This is a genomic window from Streptomyces sp. NPDC047917 (assembly GCF_043204345.1).
Taxonomy (GTDB): domain Bacteria; phylum Actinomycetota; class Actinomycetes; order Streptomycetales; family Streptomycetaceae; genus Streptomyces; species Streptomyces sanglieri.
On the sequence record NZ_JBIDCA010000014.1, the window covers coordinates 168,719 to 187,167 of the forward strand.

Below are 18,449 nucleotides of genomic sequence, written 5' to 3' on the forward strand. Positions count from 1 at the left end.
ACGGCACCCGACGGCGGGCGGCGGGGGGGGGGGGGGGGGGGGGGGGGGGGGGGGGGGGGGGGGTCCGGGGGGGGGGGGGGGGGGGCGGGTGCCCCCCCCCGGGGCCCCCCCACCGCTCTGAGGCACAGTGCGGTGATGCTCTCCACGACGGGCTCCGGACCGGTTCGCGCGCCGACCGGCGAGAGCGGGCCGAGCAGCGCCTCGCCGACCGCCCCGATCACGGCGGCGGCCGACAACTGGGCGTTCTGCTGGGGCAGTTCACCCGCCGAGATGCCCGCGACGATGACCGTCTCGGCGAGCAGGTGGTAGCCGCGCCGGTAGGTGAGCCGCTCCTCCTCGACGAGCGGGTCGACCGGTTCGGCCAACAGTGCCCAGGCCGTACGGGGACTGCCCAGCGCGCGGTACGAGAAGACCTCGACGAGCGCGCGCAGCTGCTCGGTGGAACCGCTCCGTGCCTGCACCGCCCCTCGTACCGCGCTCAGCTCATGGCCCGCCACATGCCGGAAGACGGCGGCGAGCAGCTCCTGTTTGGAGGCGAAGTGGTTGTACACGCTGCCGGTGGCGACGCCGGCCCGCCGGGCGAGCGCGGAGATGCCCGCCGCCGGATACCCACCCTCCGCGAGCAGCTGCCGCGCCGCGTCGAGCAGCCGCTCGCGGTGGGCGAGGCGGGTCTCCTCCGTGCGGGCGGTGGGTCGGTAGGCCATGAGTTGAACCCCGATTCATATCTTCTGTTGTCCAGCCAACCACTGTTGTTCTCCGCGTGCAATGGCCCGTCGCGCAACCGGGCGGCTCCGCGCCGGAGGCGTTCCGCGCCGGTCAGGAGCCGTCCGGGTCCGGCCCGATCTCCTGCTCGGTCCACAGGGTCTTGCCGTGGGCGCCGTACCGGGTGCCCCAGTGGGCGGCGAGCTGGGAGACGATGAACAGTCCGCGCCCGCCCTCGTCGACGGTGCGGGCATGGCGCAGATGGGGCGAGACCGGGCTGCCGTCGTGCACCTCGCAGGTGAGCGTGCGGTCCAGGATCAGCCGGAGCCGCAGCGGAGGGGCCCCGTAGCGGACCGCGTTGGTGACCAGTTCGCTCACGATGAGCTCGGTCGCCTCGATCGTCTGCTCGTCGAGGTGCCAGCCGTCGAGCCGGTCGCGCACGAGGGTGCGGGCGACGCCGGGGGAGGTCAGGTCGCCGGGCAGGTCCCAGGTCGAGTACCGGTCGGGCGGGACGACGCCGGTGCGGGCGAGGAGCAGGGCCGCGCCCTCGGGGTGCGCGTCGGCGGGCAGGTTGTAGAACACGTCGTCGCACAGGTCCTGAAGGCCGCGGTCGTGATCGGACAGGGCCTCGCGCAGACCGGCCGGCCGCCGGCCCTCGGGCATGGGGGTGCCGGAGAAGAACGCCAGGACGCTGCCTTCGTCGAGCGCGAACGTGCCGGTGGCGAAGGGGGCGCTGTCGACGGAGAAGAGCCGGGGGCCCTCGGGCACGTCCAGCGGGACCATGGTGCCGTCGGGGGCGAGGAGACCCGCGGTCGCGTTCCCCGCCCGGGCGATGGTGCAGGTACCGGCGAACGGGTCGTGGACGGCGTACATGCACGTGGCCGTGAGGGACTGCCCGAGCAGCCGGTCCGCGGGCGGCAGCTCCTCCCGCTCCCTGGCCAGGCGGTCGGCGGTGTCGGCCAGTCTGGCCAGCACCTCGTCGGGCTCCAGGTCGAGACCGGCCAGCGCGTGCAGCGCGGTCCGCAGCTGACCCATGGTGATGGCCGTCTGGAGCCCCGGACCCTCGACGGCGCCGACCACCAGTGCGGTGCGGGCGCCGGAGAGACCGATGGTGTCGAACCAGGAGCCGCTGTTGCGTCCGGGCAGCAGGACATGGGCGGTCTCCAGGGCGACGTTGTCGTCGTCGCTCTGCGGCAGGAGCCGGCGCTGAACCGTGGACGCGATCACATGGTCGCGCTCGTACCGCCGGGCGTTGTCGATGCTGAGGGCGACATGGGCGGCGGCCGTCAGCGTCAGCGGGAGGTCGTCCTGCCCGAAGGGCTCCGAATCCCGGCACCGGTACAGGCTCACCAGGCCGAGGACCGTGCCGTGCAGTTTCAGCGGCACCGCGATCATGGTGTGGGCCCCGGTCGCCCCGATCAGCCGCGCGCTCTCGGGGGCGGCGGCGAGCCAGGGCGTACGGGCACCGATCCGTACCAGGCGGGGCCGGAGGTCCGAGACGGCCAGCGCGTACGGCGTACGGGCGGGCAGTCGGCGCATCTCGCCCACGAGGCCGTCCCGGTGGCCGTCCGCACCGTGGGCCCGCAGGGCCACGCGGCGCAGCGGCACGTCGTGCCCCAATGGCCCCGGCGGCGGATCCGACCCCCGCAGCACCTCGTCCACCACCTCGACGACGGCCAGGTCGGCGAAGACCGGCACCACGGCCGTCACCAGCCCCTCGCAGGTGGCCGCCACATCGAGCGACCTGCCCACCCGGGTGCGCACCGCGGCCAGGCAGGCCGCCCGGGTGCGCGCCTTCTCCTGCTCGTCGACATCGACGACCGTGGCCAGCAGTCCGAGCGTCCGCCCCCGTGTGTCGTCGAGCCGGTGGATGTCGACCTTGAGACTGCGATCGGGACCGGGGTCGTCCATGAGCCTGCCGCGGACCACCAGGTCACGCACGGCCACTCCGCTGTCCAGCACTTCGCGCAGCACCCGCTCCGCCTCGTGCGGCCGTTCCACCCGGTAGGCGTCGGTGAAGTACTGCCCTGTCGGGGGCTCGGCCGGAGCGGCGGCGGGGAGGAGGTTCGTCCGCACCACCCGCAACTTCGTGTCCAGCACATGCAGCCCCACGGCGGACTGGGTGAACAGGGTGTGCATGATCGCCGCCGTCATGTCGCCGGCCCCTGCCGAAGCGGGCACCGTCGCACCGGCGTCCGACGCGTCCGACACGGATTCACCCCCATCAGGCTCCGCCGCCTGCACGGATCGGCAGTTCAGGGACAAGCGTCGGCGCACCCCGCGGACTTCGCCACCGGGGGACCGCGCGGCCGCCCGGGGCGCAGATATGAGAGTTGACTCTCACGTATTATGAGAGGAAGCTCTCACGTCATGGGTAATCGACTGGGCGATATCGAGATCACCGATCCACAGGCCATGCGGGCACTGGCACATCCGGTGCGGCTGGCGATCCTCGACCACCTTCGGCGGCACGGGCCCGCCACCGCCACGCAGCTCGCGCCCGGCGTGGGAGCGACTCCGTCCGTGACCAGCTGGCATCTGCGCCACCTGGCAGGATTCGGACTGGTCCGCGACAGCGAACCCGGCCCGGACCGCCGCCAACGGCGGTGGGAGGCGGTGGCGAGCGGCTTCCGGTTCGAGACGCCGCAGGACCCGGCCGACGAGGAGGGCCGGTCGGCCGCGCGGGTGCTGTCGCAGGAGATGTTCCGGCGCTCCGCCGACTTCCCGGGCCGATGGGCCGCCGAGGTCGAACCCGGACTCGACCCGCAATGGCTCGGGCAGGCCGGGCTGGCCGACACCCGCGTCGTCGTCTCCACAGAGGAGCTCGCGGCGATCGAGGACGGCATCGAGAGCCTTCTCGCGCCCTACGTCACCCGCGAGCCGGCCGAGCGGCCCGCCGGGGCCCGCGGCGTCCGGCTGCTGCGCTACGTCCTGCCGGAAGGCGCCGAGGAGCAGACCGGGCGGACACCGTGACCGGCCCGGCGCGGAGCGCCGAGCCGTCGCTCTGGCGGGACCGGCTGTTCCGCCGCTTCTGGGCCGGTCAGTCCGTCTCGCAGTTCGGCGACCGGATCACCGAACTGGCACTGCCCCTGATCGCCGTCGGCGCCCTGGACGCCACGGCCAACGAGGTGGCGTGGCTGACCGCGCTCATCTGGACCCCGAACCTGCTCGCCATGGTCCTGGGGGCCTGGGTCGACCACCGGGCCCGCAAACGCCGTCTGATGATCCTCGCCGACCTGGTGCGGGCCGCGGTGCTGCTCAGCCTCCCGGCGGCCTACCTCCTGGACGCGGTGACCCTGGGGCAGCTGTACGTCGTGGCGCTGCTGACCGGCGCCGCGGGGGTGCTGTTCAACACCGCCTATCCGCCGTTCTTCGTGCGCCTGGTGCCGCGCGCTTCCTATGTCGACGCCAACAGCAAGCTGAGCGCCGCCCGGTCCGCGTCGTTCGTCGCGGGACCGGCCATCGGCGGCCCGCTGGTCCAGGTGCTGACCGCGCCCGTGGCCGTCGTGGTGGACGCCCTGACGTTCCTGGTGTCGGCCGTCCTGATCAGCAGGGTCCCGGTCGCCGAACCGCCGGCCGCCGCCACCGCGGAGCCCTCGCTGTTGCGGCGGGCCCGGGACGGCCTGGCCTTCGTCGTCCGGCACCCGGTACTGCGGGCCGGGCTCGGCTGCGCGGCCACCGTCAACTTCTTCACCTTCGTGGCGGGCAGCGGACTGTTCGTGCTGTACGCCAGCCGGAGTCTCGGACTCTCCGCCGGGGTGATCGGCATCGCGTTCGGGGTCGGCGCGACCGGTGCTCTCCTCGGCGCGGTGCTCGCCCCGCGGATCTCGCTCCGCTTCGGCGTGGGGCGCAGCATTTGCCTGGGCGCGGTGCTGTTCCCGGCGCCGTTCGCCATCGCCGCCGCAGCGGACGGCCCGCTCTGGCTGCGCGTCGCAGCCCTGGCCGCGGCCCAGTTCCTCTCGGGCTTCGGCGTCATGCTGTTCGACGTCAACCTCAACTCCCTCCAGGCCGCGGTGATCCCCGACGGCATGCGCAGCCGCGTGGCCGGTGCGTACAGCACGATCAACTACGGGATACGCCCCGTCGGTGCCGTCGCCGGCGGGCTGCTCGCCACCCTCGTCGGCCTGCGGGCCACGCTCCTCGTCGCCGCCGTCGGCGGGGCCCTTTCGCTGCTCTGGCTGCTTCCCTCGCCGATACCCGGCATCCGTTCCCTGACACCGGGCGACGCACCGGACGACGTACCCGACGACGCGCTGTGCGGCGCACCGCAGGAGGCACCGGACAACGCCGAGGGCGGCGCCGGAGACGTGGACGCCGGCAATCGGCCGGTGGCTCCATGAGACGTGGGCGGCGGCCCGGCGCGGACCACGGACACCGCTTCGGCCTCAGCCGGGAGAGTCCCCCCGAGGGGCCGGGCCGCCCAGACCCTGGTGGTCCGGGACGTCCGCGACCGCGGCCAGCAGCGGGTCGGACAGGGCGGTCGCGGACAGGCGCTCCAACGCGGCTGTGCGCCGGGCGAGTTCCGGCCTGCGCGGCGGCGGCGCGGCGGCGCTCACGCGCTCCAGCAGCGCGCGCAGGCGCCGGACGACCTGCGGGTTGGACGACCCGTACAGCAGCGTCTCGTCCAGGGCGAGGGAGACGAAGTCCGCCCAGTCGGGCGCCGGGTACGACACCCGGGGGGTGCCGCTGCCGTCGAGCAGCCAGGCGTCGCCCAGGGGGCGTGGCGCCAGCCGCAGGAGCGCGTCCTCGATCTGGTCCAGGGCCTGCACCGCCGTCGTCGGGTCGTTCACGGCCGGTGACAGCGCCCTGATCGCGATGTCGGCCAGCAGCCGGAACCCGTACGCGGCGTCCTGCTCCACGGTGCGGCTGGGACCGTACCGGACACAGGCGGCGACGCGCGCCGGACGGACGTCCACACCGCCCCGGCCGCCCACCGGTTCCAGGAGCGCGATCGTGGCGCCGGCCCCCGCGAAGTCCCCGATCGCGCGGACGAAGCGGATCCGGAGACCGTGGCGGGCGGCGAGCCGTACGAGCTTCGGCTCGTCCGCGGAGAGCAGGACGGCCGGCCCGCCCCCGTGGACGACGGGTACGCGGGCGCCGCGGCGGGCGTCGTCGGCGGTGGGCGGCACGGGCACCACGGGCCCCGGCGGATACGTCTGGTCGATGACGGTGCGCAGCCGTTCGGCCACCCCACGCGAGAGGCCGCCACCCGTCACCGCGTGCCGCAGGGAGGCCAGGAGACGGAGCACGACGACGGAATCGACCAGCACCAGCCCCACGGCGAGGGTGACGCTTCCCCGGGGCACCAGATCGTCCTGCACCTGGCTGAGGGCCACGAGCGCGTACAGGGCGGTGCCGATCAGCAGCCCGAAGAGCACCAGGTACCGGCTGAAATGACCCAGCGCCGAGACCAGCCGGGGCGACATCGACTGGACGGTCTGGATCACGAGCGTGATCGCGGTGACGATGAAACCGGCGAGTGTGATCATGCCGCCCGCGATGGCGGCGAGCGTCGCCTGCGCCGTCGACGCGTCGAACCCCAGCCCTGTCGACGGCAGATGCCGCTCCCAGCGGGGCACGGCCCATCCGAGGAAGGCGCCGAGCACGACCAGCAGAACGGCCGCGCCGCGACTGCGTACGTTGCGGGCCCGGTGGGAGCCCCTGCTGCGGCGGGGTGCCCGGGCGCGGACGGGCGGCGTCATCGTGGGGCGTGCGGGGAGCGCGCGGGGCCGGGCGGGGATGCGGCGCTGCTCATGCCCCTCCTGACCCCGATGCCGTCACGTCCGAGACCGCCATCGTGGAACCCCGCCACAGGTCCCACAAGCCGCGATGCTCCGCGCGGGCGAAGAGGCCCGGTACGGAGCCGCCTTCGAGTCCCCCGTTCGGAGCAGCCCCGATCGTGCCCCGATGCCCGCCGTCGGAGGGTGGGCCGGAGGCGTCCGCGCACCTCGGCCGAGGGTGCCGCGCGAGAGGGAGACCGAGAAGATGACCCGGAAGACAGGCTCCAAGCCCGCGCAACAGCGAATAGCGGAGGACAACTCCGCGGTACTGCGGCGATTCCCCTTCGACGACACCCGCGACCTCGACGACGCCCGCCGCGGATTCGTCGGGACCTCCGGCCGGCAGGTGATCCGTGACGCCGCCGGACGCACCGTCTGGGACCTCGAAGCCTACGGATTCCTCGCCGGGGACTGCCCCGGCACGGCCAACCCCAGCCTGTGGCGCCAGAGCCGTCTCTCGGCCGATCACGGCCTGTTCGAAGTGGTCGAGGGCATCTACCAGATCCGCGGCTTCGACCTGTCCAACATGACGGTGGTGGAGGGGGAACGGGGCGTCCTGGTCATCGACCCCCTCATCTCGGCGGAGACCGCTGCCGCCGCCCTCGCCCTGTACCGCGGACACCGGGGCGACCGCCCGGTGACCGGTGTCCTGTACACCCACAGCCACGTCGACCACTTCGGCGGTGTACGGGGCGTGGTGACCGACGCCGACGTCGGCGGGGTTCCGGTCATCGCTCCCAGGGGGTTCCTGGAGCACGCCGTCAGCGAGAACGTCCACGCCGGCACGGCGATGGCCCGCCGCGCCGCCTACATGTACGGTGCCGCGCTGCCGAAGGGCGAGCGGGGCCAGATCGGCGCGGGACTCGGACAGACGACCTCGACGGGAACCGTCGGACTGATCCCGCCCACGCTGGACATCACCCGCACCGGGCAGACGGAGACGGTGGACGGCATCCGGATGGTCTTCCAGATGACACCCGGAACCGAGGCCCCCGCCGAGCTGAACATCCACTTCCCCGACCACTTCGCGCTCTGCATGGCGGAGAACGCCACCCACAACCTGCACAACCTCCTGACGCTGCGCGGCGCGCAGGTGCGCGACCCGAGGGAGTGGGCCCGGTACCTGACGGAGGCCGTCGGCCTCTTCGGCGACAGCACCGACGTCGCCTTCGCCTCGCACCACTGGCCCGTGTGGGGCCGGGAGCGCGCCATCGGGTTCCTCACCGAACAGCGCGACGTCTACGCCTATCTGCACGACCAGACCCTGCGCCTGCTGAACCGGGGACACACCCCGCTGGAGATCGCGGAGACGATGGAGATGCCGCCCGCCCTGGAACGGGCCTGGCACACCCACGGCTACTACGGATCGGTCAGCCACAACACGAAGGCCGTCTACCAGCGGTACATGGGCTGGTTCGACGGGAATCCCGCGCACCTGTGGGAGCATCCGCCGGTCGAGAGCGCCAGGAGGTACGTCGAGTTCATGGGCGGCGCCGACGAGGTGCTGCGCCGGGCGCACGAGTCCTTCGCCGCCGGAGACTTCCGCTGGGTGGTCCAGGTCGTCAACCACGTGGTGTTCGCCGACCCGGACAACGCCGGGGCCCGCGACCTCCAGGCCGATGCCCTGGAGCAGCTCGGCTACGGCAGCGAGAACGGCACCTGGCGCAACTTCTACCTCACCGGGGCGCTGGAACTGCGCCACGGCCCGGTCGGCACCCCGACCGCCACCGCGTCCCCCGACCTCATGCGCGCCCTGACGCTCGACCAGCTCTTCGACGCCCTCGCCATCCGGGTCGACGGACCCCGCAGCTGGGACGCGGACATCTGCGTCCGCTGGAACGTGAAGGACCGGGAGCCCGTCACCGTGCGGCTGCGCAACGGCGTGCTCACCCATGTGACGGGCATCGGGCCCGCGGCCTGCGAACCGGACGTCGAGGTGACGCTCGACGAGGACGCCCTGCGCGCCGTGCTCCTGGGCGAGGCGTCCGTCCCCGGTCTGGTGGAGCAGGGAAGGGCGAAGGCCGACGGCGATCCCACGAAGGTGGACGAACTGCTCGGCCACCTCGGCGAGCCCGACCCCGGCTTCGCCATCGTCACCCCGTGAACACCGTCACCCCGTGAACACCGTCACCCGGTGGGTGCGGGGGCCGCCACCGGTGTGCCACGGCGGCGACCCCCGCACTTCGCCCCGGGTTCACCGGATGGTTCCGGAATCAGGAAATCCTTCTGTCGGCGGCCCCGCGGTCCGGCCCCGGACCGTCGCCGCCCGCACGAAGGAGAACGACGCGTCATGTCCCACCCCGTGCCCGAATGGGCCGATCCCCAGGTTCCCGCGGAGTCGCTCGACCCCCAGGGCCTCAGCCGCCGGGGGCTGATGCGCCGCGCCGGTCTGTTCGGCGCGGCCTTCGCCGCCGCCTCGCTGCCGCTGCCCGCGCTGGCCGACAGCCGGGGAGGACGGTCCCACGGGCACGGACGTGGCCACGCCCCTGATCTCGTCTATCTGGTCGGTGACCACCACAACCACTCGGTCTACAGTCACGACGCCAAGTACACGTTCTCCCAGCTCGCCTCGGCAGGACAGAAGTTCGGCCTCGACTGGATGGTCTTCACCGAGCACAGCAACGTCGGCCACGCCGGGTCGGGTGCCGCGCAGGAGCACCGGGAGATCCTCAGGGCCCGCGCCGACAACAAGCGCATGCTGATCTTCCAGGGGCTGGAGTGGTACATCCCCGGCGCCGAGCACTGCACCGTCTTCTCGCCGCCCGGGCGGCACGAGGTCGAGCTCCTCACCCGCTTCGAGGAGGCCTTCGACGGCAAGCTGCTCGGTTGGACGGCCGGTGGCCCGACGCACCCCGATACCCCGCGCAACGAGGCTCACGCGGTCAAGGCCCTCAAGTGGCTGGCCGAACAGCGCCGCACCCGGTACGTCGACGACGTGCTCGTCCTCGCCAACCACCCCATGCGCCTGGGCATCGACTCCCCGCACGAGATGCGCGGCTGGCGCGACGCCGCACCCGGGATCATGATCGGCATGGAGGGTGCCCCCGGCGCCCAGGCCGGTGCGATCCCGGGCTGGCACCCGGACACCAACGTCCGCGGCGAGTACACGAATTCACCCTCAGCCGACTCCTGGCCCGGCTACCCGCGCGAGGCATACGTCACCTACGGCGGCTTCGACTGGGCGACCGCGACCGTCGGCGGCCTGTGGGACGCGATGCTGGCGGAGGGCAAGCTCTTCACGATCACCTCCAACTCCGACGTGCACCGCGTCGCCCAGGACACCTGGGTCAACGGCGAGTGGCCGCCCGGCCGGGACTTCGACAACACCGGCCGCCTCCCCGACCCGTACAACACCACCGAACCGCAGCCCGGCGGCGACTTCTGGCCCGGCCAGTTCAGCCGTACACACGTCGGCGTCACCCGGTACGGCTACCGCAACGTGATGGAGGGGCTGCGGGCCGGCCGGGTCTGGGTCGACCACGGCCATCTCATCGACGGAATCGATGTCAAGGTGCGCGGTGAACACGGCAACAGCGCCACGCTCGGCGGCCGGCTGCGCGCCAGGCGCGGCGAGCGGCTCACCCTCACCGTCACGGTGACCGCCGCCTCCCGACGCAACCCGTACGGTGTGCTGCCGCGCCTGGAACACGTCGACGTCATCCGCGGCGCGGTCCGCGGCCCGGCCGCCGACCGCGACGACTGGCACGCCCCCGACACCCGGCTCGCCCACACGGCCGACGTCTCGGGCCGCCGGGGCACGTACACCCTGCGCATCCCGGTCGGGCGCGCGGACGAGCCGTTCTATCTGCGGCTGCGCGGCAGCGACGGCAAGCGTCACGGGGCGGGTTTCCTCGGCTCGGCGATCGACCCGCACGGACCGCTGCCGCACGAGCCGGGACAGGGCAACCCGTGGCTGGACACCTGGTTCTACACCAACCCGGTCTTCGTGGACGTGGTGCGCTGAACCCGGGCGAACGGCCGGGGCGGCCCGTGGGCCGCCCCGGCCCGGCTCAGGACCCCAGCGCCGCCGAGACCACGGCCCTGGCCTCCTCCTGCACCCGGCCGAGATGGCCGGTGCCCAGGAACGACTCCGCGTAGATCTTGTACACGTCCTCGGTGCCCGAGGGGCGCGCCGCGAACCAGGCGTTCTCGGTGGTCACCTTGATGCCGCCGATCGGCGCGCCGTTGCCGGGCGCCTCCGTCAGCACGGCCGTGACCGGCTCACCGGCCAGCGTGTCGGCGGTGACCTGCTCGGGGGAGAGACGCGCGAGCACCGCCTTCTGCGCGCGGTCGGCGGGAGCGTCGATCCGGGCGTACGCCGGCTCGCCGAACCGGGCGGTGAGCGCGGCGTAGTGCTCGGACGGCGACCTGCCGGTCACCGCGAGGATCTCCGAGGCGAGCAGCGCCAGGATGATGCCGTCCTTGTCGGTCGTCCACACCGAACCGTCGCGGCGCAGGAAGGAGGCCCCGGCGGACTCCTCGCCGCCGAACCCGAGCGAGCCGCCGACCAGGCCGTCCACGAACCACTTGAAGCCGACCGGCACCTCGACCAGCTCACGGCCGAGACCGGCGGCGACCCGGTCGATCATTCCCGAGGACACCAGCGTCTTGCCGACCCCCGCGGCCGCGGGCCACCGCTCCCGGTGGGCGTACAGGTAGTCGATGGCGACGGCGAGGTAGTGGTTCGGGTTCATCAGCCCGGCGTCCGGTGTCACGATGCCGTGCCGGTCGGCGTCGGCGTCGTTCCCGGTCGCGATCTGGTAGCGGTCGCGCTGCCCGATCAGCGAGGCCATCGCGTACGGCGACGAGCAGTCCATCCGGATCTTTCCGTCCCAGTCCAGCGTCATGAACCGCCAGGTGGGATCGGCCAGTGGATTGACGACCGTCAGATCGAGCCGGTGCTGCTCGGCGATCCGCCCCCAGTACGCCACCGACGCGCCGCCCAGCGGGTCGGCGCCGATGCGTACCCCGGCCGCCCGGACCGCGTCCAGGTCGAGCACGGACGGCAGGTCGTCCACGTAGTTGCCGAGGAAGTCGTACGTACCGGTGGTCGACGCCGCCCGTGCGCGGGCGTACGGCAGCCGGCGCACGTCCTTCATCCCGGCGGCGATGATCTCGTTGGCCCGCTCCTGGATCCAGCCCGTGGCATCGGACCCGGCCGGGCCGCCGTTCGGCGGGTTGTACTTGAACCCGCCGTCACCGGGCGGGTTGTGGGACGGGGTGACCACCACACCGTCGGCGAGCCGGGCCGTCCGGCCCCGGTTGTGCCCGAGGATCGCGTGGGAGACGGCCGGGGTCGGGGTGTAGCCGTCGGCCGGATCGATGAGCACGGTCACGTCATTGGCGGCGAACACCTCGATGGCGGTGATCCGGGCCGGTTCCGACAGCGCGTGGGTGTCGGCGCCGAGAAAGAGCGGCCCGTCGGTGCCCTGCATGGCCCGGTACTCGCTGATGGCCTGGCTGGTGGCGGCGATGTGGTCCTCGTTGAACGCGGTGGCCGTGGACGACCCGCGGTGACCGGAGGTGCCGAACGCCACCCGCTGGTCCGGCTCGGCCGGGTCCGGGTGCAGTGTGTAGTACGACGTCACCAGCCGGGCCACATCGATGAGATCCTCCGGCCGGGCCGGCTGTCCAGCTCGTTCGTGCGGCATCTGCCCACTCCTCGGTATCGGTCGTTCGGTGTTCCCCCGTCACATTTTCGCGGGTGGCCCGCGCCGGTCCGTGACTGCCCCGCCGAATTCCGCTGGCGGCCGGGCAGGGCCCCGGCATAGGTTCGTCCGCGACCACGAGCGGTTCACCGCGGATCGCGTGCGACGGCGGGCTTCCGGCCGGACCAGGAGAGACGAGATGTCACGAGACGATTCCGGGCCGGACGGCCGGGTACTGCTGCGCGAGGCCACCGCGGCGGACGCCGGGCCGCTGACCCGGCTCTTCCTCGACTCGCGCGCCGCGTCGATGCCGTACCTGCCGAAGGTCCACAGCGACGAGGACACACTCGCCTGGATGGCCCATGTGGTGCTGCCCGGCACGACGGTGCGGATCGCCGAGACCGGCGGCGGGGAGCTGCTGGGCTTCGCCTCCCTCGACGGAACCGAGCTGGAACACCTGTACCTGCGCCCCGACGCCCGGCGCCGGGGCATCGGCTCACTGCTCCTGGCCGAGGCGCGCCGGCTCGCGGCCGGTGAACTCACGCTGTACGTCTTCCAGCGCAATGCGGACGCCAGGGCCTTCTACGAGCGGCACGGGTTCACCGCCGTCGAGTTCGACGACGGCAGCCGCAACGAGGAGCGGGTACCGGACGTCCGGTACCGGTGGACGGCCGACAGCGCGTTATCCACCCGAGACGTTGATCTCCACCGTGTGCGGTGGTTGAGTGTGGCACGCGCCGGCGGAGTTCCGGCCGACGACTCCGTGTCAACTCCCCGCGAAAGGAAGGCCCACGTGGCAGCCGCCCCCGCGCCCCGGGTCGCCGTGGACTGGTGGCGGGACGCCGCCATCTACCAGATCTACGTACGCAGCTTCGCCGACGGCGACGGTGACGGAACCGGCGATCTCGCGGGCGTACGCGCCAAGCTGCCGCACCTCGTCGAACTGGGTGTGGACGCGATCTGGTTCACCCCCTGGTATCTGTCGCCGCTCGCCGACGGCGGATACGACGTGGCCGACTACCGCGCCATCGATCCCGCGTTCGGCAGTCTCACCGAGGCCGAGGGACTGATCGCGGACGCCCGTGAACTGGGCATCCGCACGATCGTCGACATCGTCCCCAACCATGTCTCCGACCAGCACGCGTGGTTCCGCGCGGCCCTCGCCGCCGGGCCCGGCAGCCCCGAGCGGGAACTGTTCCACTTCCGGACCGGGCGCGGCCCGAACGGCGAACTGCCGCCCAACGACTGGGTCTCCGAATTCGGCGGCGTCCCATGGACCAGGCTCCCGGACGGCCAGTGGTACCTGCACCTGTTCGCCGCGCAGCAACCCGACCTCAACTGGGCACACCCGACGGTCCGCCAGGAACACGAGGACGTGCTCCGCTTCTGGTTCGAGCGGGGTGTGTCGGGCGTACGGATCGACTCGGCGGCCCTGCTCGCCAAGGACCCCGCGCTGCCCGACTTCGTCGAGGGCCGCGACCCGCACCCGTTCTCCGACCGCGACGAACTCCATGACATCTACCGCTCCTGGCGGGCCGTCGCCGACGAGTACGGGGCGGTATTCGTCGGTGAGGTCTGGCTCCCGGACAGCGAGCGCTTTGCCCGCTATCTGCGCCCGGACGAACTGCACACCGCCTTCAACCTCAACTTCCTGGCCTGCCCCTGGGAGGCCGGCAGGCTGCGCTCCACGATCGACGACACGCTCGCCGAACACGCCGCGGTCGGTGCCCCCGCCACCTGGGTCCTGTGCAACCACGACGTGACCCGGACCGCCACCAGGTACGGCCGCGAGGACACCGGATTCGCCTTCCCCACCAAAGCCTTCGGCACGCCGACGGACCTGGCACTGGGCGGCCGGCGGGCCCGCGCCGCGGCACTGCTGTCGCTCGCCCTGCCCGGCGTGGTCTACCTCTACCAGGGCGAGGAACTGGGACTTCCGGAGGCCGACATCCCGCGCGACCGGATCCAGGACCCGATGCATCTGCGCTCGGGCGGCACCGACCCGGGCCGCGACGGATGCCGGGTACCGCTGCCGTGGTCCGAGCGGGCGCCGTACGCCGGATTCGGCTGCACCACGGAGCCATGGCTTCCGCAGCCGGCCGACTGGAGTTCGTACGCCGCCGACCGGCAGCGCACCGACCCCGAGTCGATGCTCAGCCTCTACCGCGAGGCGCTGCGGCTGCGCCGGACCGAGCCCGGCTTCCGCACGGCGGGGGCCGGGGGACGGCAGCTGACCTGGCTGCCCTCCGCACCCGGTGTGCTCTCCTTCGCCCGGACCGGCGGACCGGTCTGCGTGGTCAATCTGGGGGAGGGGCCTGTGGAACTGCCCGAACACACGGACATCCTTCTCCTCAGCGGACCGCTGGACGGGCAGGGACGGCTCCCGCGGGACACCGCGGCCTGGTTGCGGCCGTAGGGCCGCCCCCGTCGGGTGGGCGGATGATCCGCCCACCCGGGCCAATGCCAGGATCGCGGAGTGACGGGCACTGCGGCACAGTGGGCACATGGACGATCTGAATGCCCTCGCCGACGAGCATCTGGCCGCGGCCCGGACCTCCGCGCACGGCCGCAGCGCCCACCGTCTGCTGCACGAGGAACCCCTGAGGCAGACCGTCATCGCCCTCACCTCGGGCTCCGCCCTCGACGAGCACAACGCCCCCGCCGCGGCCTCCCTCCAGGTGCTGCGCGGCAGGGTCCGGCTCACGGCGGCCTCGGGCGATGTGGAGCTGGGGGCCGGAGGGCTGCACCCGATCCCGCAGGAGCGGCACGGTCTGCTGGCGCTGGAGGACGCCGTGGTGCTGCTGACCGCCGTCAACGACTGACGGCGCCGGGGCGCGCGGCGGAGGCCGTCCGGGTGCGCTCCAGGACCCAGAGCACGAGGCTGCCGGCGGCGAGGGCGCCGCCCAGGAGGCAGACGCCGCTCCAGCCGGCCCGGGACCAGACCACCGAGGCCAGCGCCGCTCCTGCCGCCCCGCCCATGAAGAAGAGGGTCATGAAGGCGGAGTTGATGCGGTTGCGGGCCTCCGGACGGAGTGCGTAGATCACGTTCTGGCTGCTGTTGAGCCCGGCCTGCTGGGCGATGTTCAGCAGGATCACGCCGACCGTCAGCCACAGCAGCGACCGTTCACCGGCCAGCAGCGGCAGCCAGGCGAGCGTGAGCAGCGCGGCCGCGGTTCCCGACACGGCCTGCACCCGGCCGCGGTCGCTCAGCCGGGCCCCGATGTTCATGCCCACCACACCGATGACGCCCACCAGACCGAAGAGCCCGATGGCGGCCGCGTTCCACCCGAAGGGCGACCGGGTCAGCAGGAACGTCAGCGCGGTCAGCTGCACGCTGTACGAGGCCATGGAGAACGCGCCGATGGCCGCCCGCCGGCGCAGCACGGGTTCCTCTCGCAGCAGGGCCAGCGTGGAGCGCAGCAGCCCGGTGTACGACAGGGTGGCGACGTCGCCCGTCCGGGGCAGGCGGGGGAGCCGCTTGTGCAGGAGTACCGCCATGACGGCCATGAGCAGCGCGTTGACCCAGTACACGGTCCGCCAGCCGCCGAACTCGGAGAGCGCACCGGCGGCCATCCGTCCGAACAGCCCGCCCAGCAGCACGCCGGACATGACGACGCCGACGATCCTGCCGCGTTCGGCCGGAGCCGCGAGGGCCGCCGCGAACGGCACCACGACCTGGGCCCCGACGGAGGTCAGCGCGGTCAGCAGCGTACCGGCGATCAGCAGCGGTCCGGTGGGGGCGGCGGCCGTCGCCAGGAGGAAGAAGGCGGTCAGGGCGAACAGGCCCACGGCGAGCCGCCGCCGGTCCATGACGTCCCCGAGCGGGACGAGCAGGATCAGCCCCAGCGCGTACCCGGCCTGGGCGGCGGTCACGATCAGCCCCGCAGCGGTGACACCCAGGTGCAGATTGCTCTCGATGACGTCGAGGAGCGGCTGTGCGAAGTAGTTCCCGGCGCAGGACAGAGCGGCGGCGAGAGCCATCAGCAGAACCAGACCGCGGCCGAGCGCGGGCTGCGGGGGCGTGGTGCGGGGCACGGCCCTGCTGCGGATTTCATGAGTGGTGTGAGCCATGTGACCCAGCCTCAGGGACCAGCCATCCATGAGTCCAACACATGTTTTTCATTCCATCGATCGTGGTTCACGATGGATGGATGGAACTTCAGCAGATGCGGTACGTCGTCGCGGTGGCGGAACTGGGCAGCTTCACCCGCGCCGCGAAGCGGTGCCTGGTCGTCCAGTCCGCGTTGAGCCATCAGATCGCCCGGCTGGAGAAGGAGCTGGGGGCCCGGCTCTTCGACCGCACCAGCCGCCGGGTACGGCTCACCGCGGCGGGCGAGGTGTTCCTGCCGGAGGCCCGGCAGGCGCTGGACGCGGCGGAGCGGGCCCGCGCCGAGGTCGCCGCGACGGCGGGGGAGGTCAGCGGCCGTCTCGCGGTCGGATCCATCCCGACCATCTCCGCGGTCGACATCCCGGCCGCGCTGCGGGCCTTCCACCTCCGCCACCCGAAGGTGCGCATCGTGCTGCGGGACGGGGCGAGCAAGGACCTGGCCCAGGAGGTGCGGGACGGGACGCTCGACGTGGCGTTCCTGGGGGTGCTGCCCAGCTACCGGCCCAAGGGCGTGAGCGATCACGAGCTCGCCACGGGCGAACTGGTCGCCGTCGTGGCACCCACCCACGCCCTGGCCGGGCAGGCGGAGGTGGGCCTGGACCGGCTGGCGCAGGAGATGTTCGTCGACTACCCGGACGGCACCGCCGCCCGGGCACAGTCGGAGGAGGCGTTCGCCGCGATGGGCCTCACCCGTGAGGTGGCCTTCGAGGTCAGCGGCACCGACTTCATCGTCCGGCTGGTGCGCAGCGGCCTCGGCATCGCCATGTTGCCGGCCGCCTTCGCGGCGGAGCTGACCGGCGTGCACGTGCTCTCCGTCCGTGACGCCCCCGCGCGCACCGAGCGCCTGGTCTGGAGCCGCTTCCGTCCCACCCCGGCCGCCGCGGCGTTCCTCACGGGGCTCGGGGTGGATCCCGGAGCGACGGCCGGCTCAGGCGCCCCGTCCCGGTGACCGGAGTACGTGATCGCGGCTTCGGACCCGACAGGTATTTCCGTTCATGTAATTTGAAATCGTAGTAACCTCGCCCTCCGCTGCCGAGGCCGGTGTGGACGACGCGGTCATACGCTTCGAGCTCTTCGACGGAGGGCATCACGCCGTCGAACACCGGATGCCGCCGGCCCTGGCCCGGCTCTCCCGGCAGATGACCGAACCGGGCTGAGGAGCCGTCCGCCGACCGTTCGCGCGGGGGCGTCTTCGCGCCATCCCCGCCGACCGTCCGGCGGATGGGGTGCCACCGGAGTTTGCTGGGCAGGTACTGGTGTACGACCCCGGGAAGCGGGGTGCGGAGACCGGTGGCGAGGGACGTGTGACGTGAGGGAGCAGACCGTGTGGCAGTTCTCCGACGATCGTGGACAGTTGTCGACGGCCGAGCGGCGCCCGGCGCGGGTGCTCGCCTATGTCCAGGCCGGCGCGACCCTGTGGGACCACGGAATACGCCCCGGTGCGATATTCGGCTCCGATCACGACGACCGGGGCGTGCCGGACGCGGCGAAGACCGGTTCGCTGCCCTTGGCCGAGGTCGGTTACCTCGGCGCGGGCAGCACCCTGGACGTGGACACCCTGCTGAGCGGCGAGCCGGACCTCGTCGTGGCGGTCAGCTACGGCGGCGGTCATGTCTACGGGCTCGCCGCCGAGACCGCCAAGCATCTGGAGGAGCACGTCCCGGTCGTCGTCATCGACGTGGGCCAGGCACGCACCCTCGCCGAGATCGGCGACCGGTTCGCCCTGCTCGCCCGCTCGCTCGGGGCCGAGGAGCCGGAGGCGGCGACCCAGGGCCTGGACGCCGCGCGGCACCGGCTGAGCACGCTCGGCGCCGGTGCGGACGGCCCCCGGGTCGTCGCGCTCTCACCGGCCGGCCAGGAACGGACCCACCTCGCCCGCCCCCGGATGTGGCCGGAGCTGCGGGTGCTGGCCGAGCTCGGCGTCGGCCTCGTGGAGCCGGCCGAGGGGCCCGGTGCCAACTGGTCCACGGTCGGCTGGGCGGAAGCGGCGGCGCTGCGCCCGGCGGTGGTGCTCGCCGACATCCGGGCCAACGCCACACCGCTGGACGAGTTGCGGACCAACCCCGACTGGGCGGCGATCGAGGGAGCCGCCCGGGTGGTGCCGTGGAACCCGGAGCCGGTGTGCAGCGCGCGGGCCCACGCCGCCTTCCTGAACCTGGTGGCCGACGCGGTGGAGGCGGCCGGACGCTGAGCACCGGCGGCGACGCGCGC

The 18,449-nt window shown here is 72.9% G+C and carries 13 protein-coding genes and 1 pseudogene; 9 read left to right on the forward strand and 5 right to left on the reverse strand.

The features are described 5' to 3' along the window. Positions 1–704: TetR/AcrR family transcriptional regulator (locus ACGF8B_RS31895; protein ID WP_392745493.1), on the reverse strand; the 704-nt coding region annotated here is incomplete at its 3' end. A 112-nt stretch (positions 705–816) separates the two neighbouring features. Then, the gene (locus ACGF8B_RS31900; RefSeq protein WP_392745679.1) at positions 817–2,856 is read right to left on the reverse strand and encodes a SpoIIE family protein phosphatase; all 2,040 of its coding nucleotides are present in this window, start codon (positions 2,854–2,856) and stop codon (positions 817–819) included. 216 nt (positions 2,857–3,072) lie between these two features. Here ACGF8B_RS31900 and ACGF8B_RS31905 point away from each other — a divergent pair, with 216 nt between their 5' ends. Both ACGF8B_RS31905 and ACGF8B_RS31910 read left to right on the forward strand, forming a co-directional pair. Continuing rightward, positions 3,073–3,675: an ArsR/SmtB family transcription factor gene (locus ACGF8B_RS31905; protein WP_392745495.1), complete on the forward strand. Its 603-nt coding sequence runs from the start codon at positions 3,073–3,075 to the stop codon at positions 3,673–3,675. After that, on the forward strand, positions 3,672–5,042 hold the full coding sequence (locus ACGF8B_RS31910) for an MFS transporter (protein WP_392745497.1): 1,371 nt from the start codon (positions 3,672–3,674) through the stop codon (positions 5,040–5,042). Before ACGF8B_RS31905 ends, ACGF8B_RS31910 begins: the two co-directional genes overlap by 4 nt. 45 nt (positions 5,043–5,087) lie before the next feature. Here the strand turns inward: ACGF8B_RS31910 and ACGF8B_RS31915 are convergent, their stop codons facing one another. Further along, positions 5,088–6,404 (reverse strand): DUF2254 domain-containing protein, encoded by a 1,317-nt coding sequence (locus ACGF8B_RS31915; protein WP_392745499.1) that lies wholly within the window; start codon positions 6,402–6,404, stop codon positions 5,088–5,090. 283 nt (positions 6,405–6,687) lie between these two features. Here ACGF8B_RS31915 and ACGF8B_RS31920 point away from each other — a divergent pair, with 283 nt between their 5' ends. Together ACGF8B_RS31920 and ACGF8B_RS31925 are read left to right on the forward strand one after the other, a co-directional pair. After that, complete coding sequence (locus ACGF8B_RS31920; protein WP_392745500.1) at positions 6,688–8,586, forward strand: alkyl/aryl-sulfatase; 1,899 nt, start codon at positions 6,688–6,690, stop codon at positions 8,584–8,586. Between the two features lie 186 nt (positions 8,587–8,772). Beyond that, positions 8,773–10,446: a PHP domain-containing protein gene (locus tag ACGF8B_RS31925; RefSeq protein WP_392745502.1), complete on the forward strand. Its 1,674-nt coding sequence runs from the start codon at positions 8,773–8,775 to the stop codon at positions 10,444–10,446. Between the two features lie 46 nt (positions 10,447–10,492). On the opposite strand, the gene pgm is transcribed toward ACGF8B_RS31925, so the two are convergent. After that, on the reverse strand, positions 10,493–12,133 hold the full coding sequence (gene pgm / locus ACGF8B_RS31930) for a phosphoglucomutase (alpha-D-glucose-1,6-bisphosphate-dependent) (RefSeq protein WP_392745503.1): 1,641 nt from the start codon (positions 12,131–12,133) through the stop codon (positions 10,493–10,495). Between the two features lie 196 nt (positions 12,134–12,329). On the opposite strand from pgm, the pseudogene ACGF8B_RS31935 reads away from it, so the two are divergent. From ACGF8B_RS31935 to ACGF8B_RS31945, 3 genes and pseudogenes are all read left to right on the forward strand, one after another. Next, positions 12,330–12,731, forward strand: a pseudogene (locus ACGF8B_RS31935) (GNAT family N-acetyltransferase); the annotation flags it as partial. A gap of 192 nt (positions 12,732–12,923) precedes the next feature. After that, positions 12,924–14,546 (forward strand): glycoside hydrolase family 13 protein, encoded by a 1,623-nt coding sequence (locus ACGF8B_RS31940; protein ID WP_392745680.1) that lies wholly within the window; start codon positions 12,924–12,926, stop codon positions 14,544–14,546. Between the two features lie 88 nt (positions 14,547–14,634). Continuing rightward, positions 14,635–14,952 carry a cupin gene (locus tag ACGF8B_RS31945; RefSeq protein WP_392745504.1) on the forward strand — a complete coding sequence of 106 codons (318 nt, stop codon included), beginning with the start codon at positions 14,635–14,637 and terminating at the stop codon, positions 14,950–14,952. Here the strand turns inward: ACGF8B_RS31945 and ACGF8B_RS31950 are convergent. Further along, complete coding sequence (locus ACGF8B_RS31950; RefSeq protein WP_392745505.1) at positions 14,942–16,201, reverse strand: MFS transporter; 1,260 nt, start codon at positions 16,199–16,201, stop codon at positions 14,942–14,944. The genes ACGF8B_RS31945 and ACGF8B_RS31950 overlap by 11 nt on opposite strands. 80 nt (positions 16,202–16,281) lie before the next feature. Here ACGF8B_RS31950 and ACGF8B_RS31955 point away from each other — a divergent pair, with 80 nt between their 5' ends. Then, the gene (locus ACGF8B_RS31955) at positions 16,282–17,187 is read left to right on the forward strand and encodes a LysR family transcriptional regulator (protein ID WP_392745507.1); all 906 of its coding nucleotides are present in this window, start codon (positions 16,282–16,284) and stop codon (positions 17,185–17,187) included. A gap of 360 nt (positions 17,188–17,547) precedes the next feature. Beyond that, positions 17,548–18,429 (forward strand): ABC transporter substrate-binding protein, encoded by an 882-nt coding sequence (locus tag ACGF8B_RS31960; protein ID WP_392745509.1) that lies wholly within the window; start codon positions 17,548–17,550, stop codon positions 18,427–18,429. Positions 18,430–18,449 lie beyond the last annotated feature (20 nt).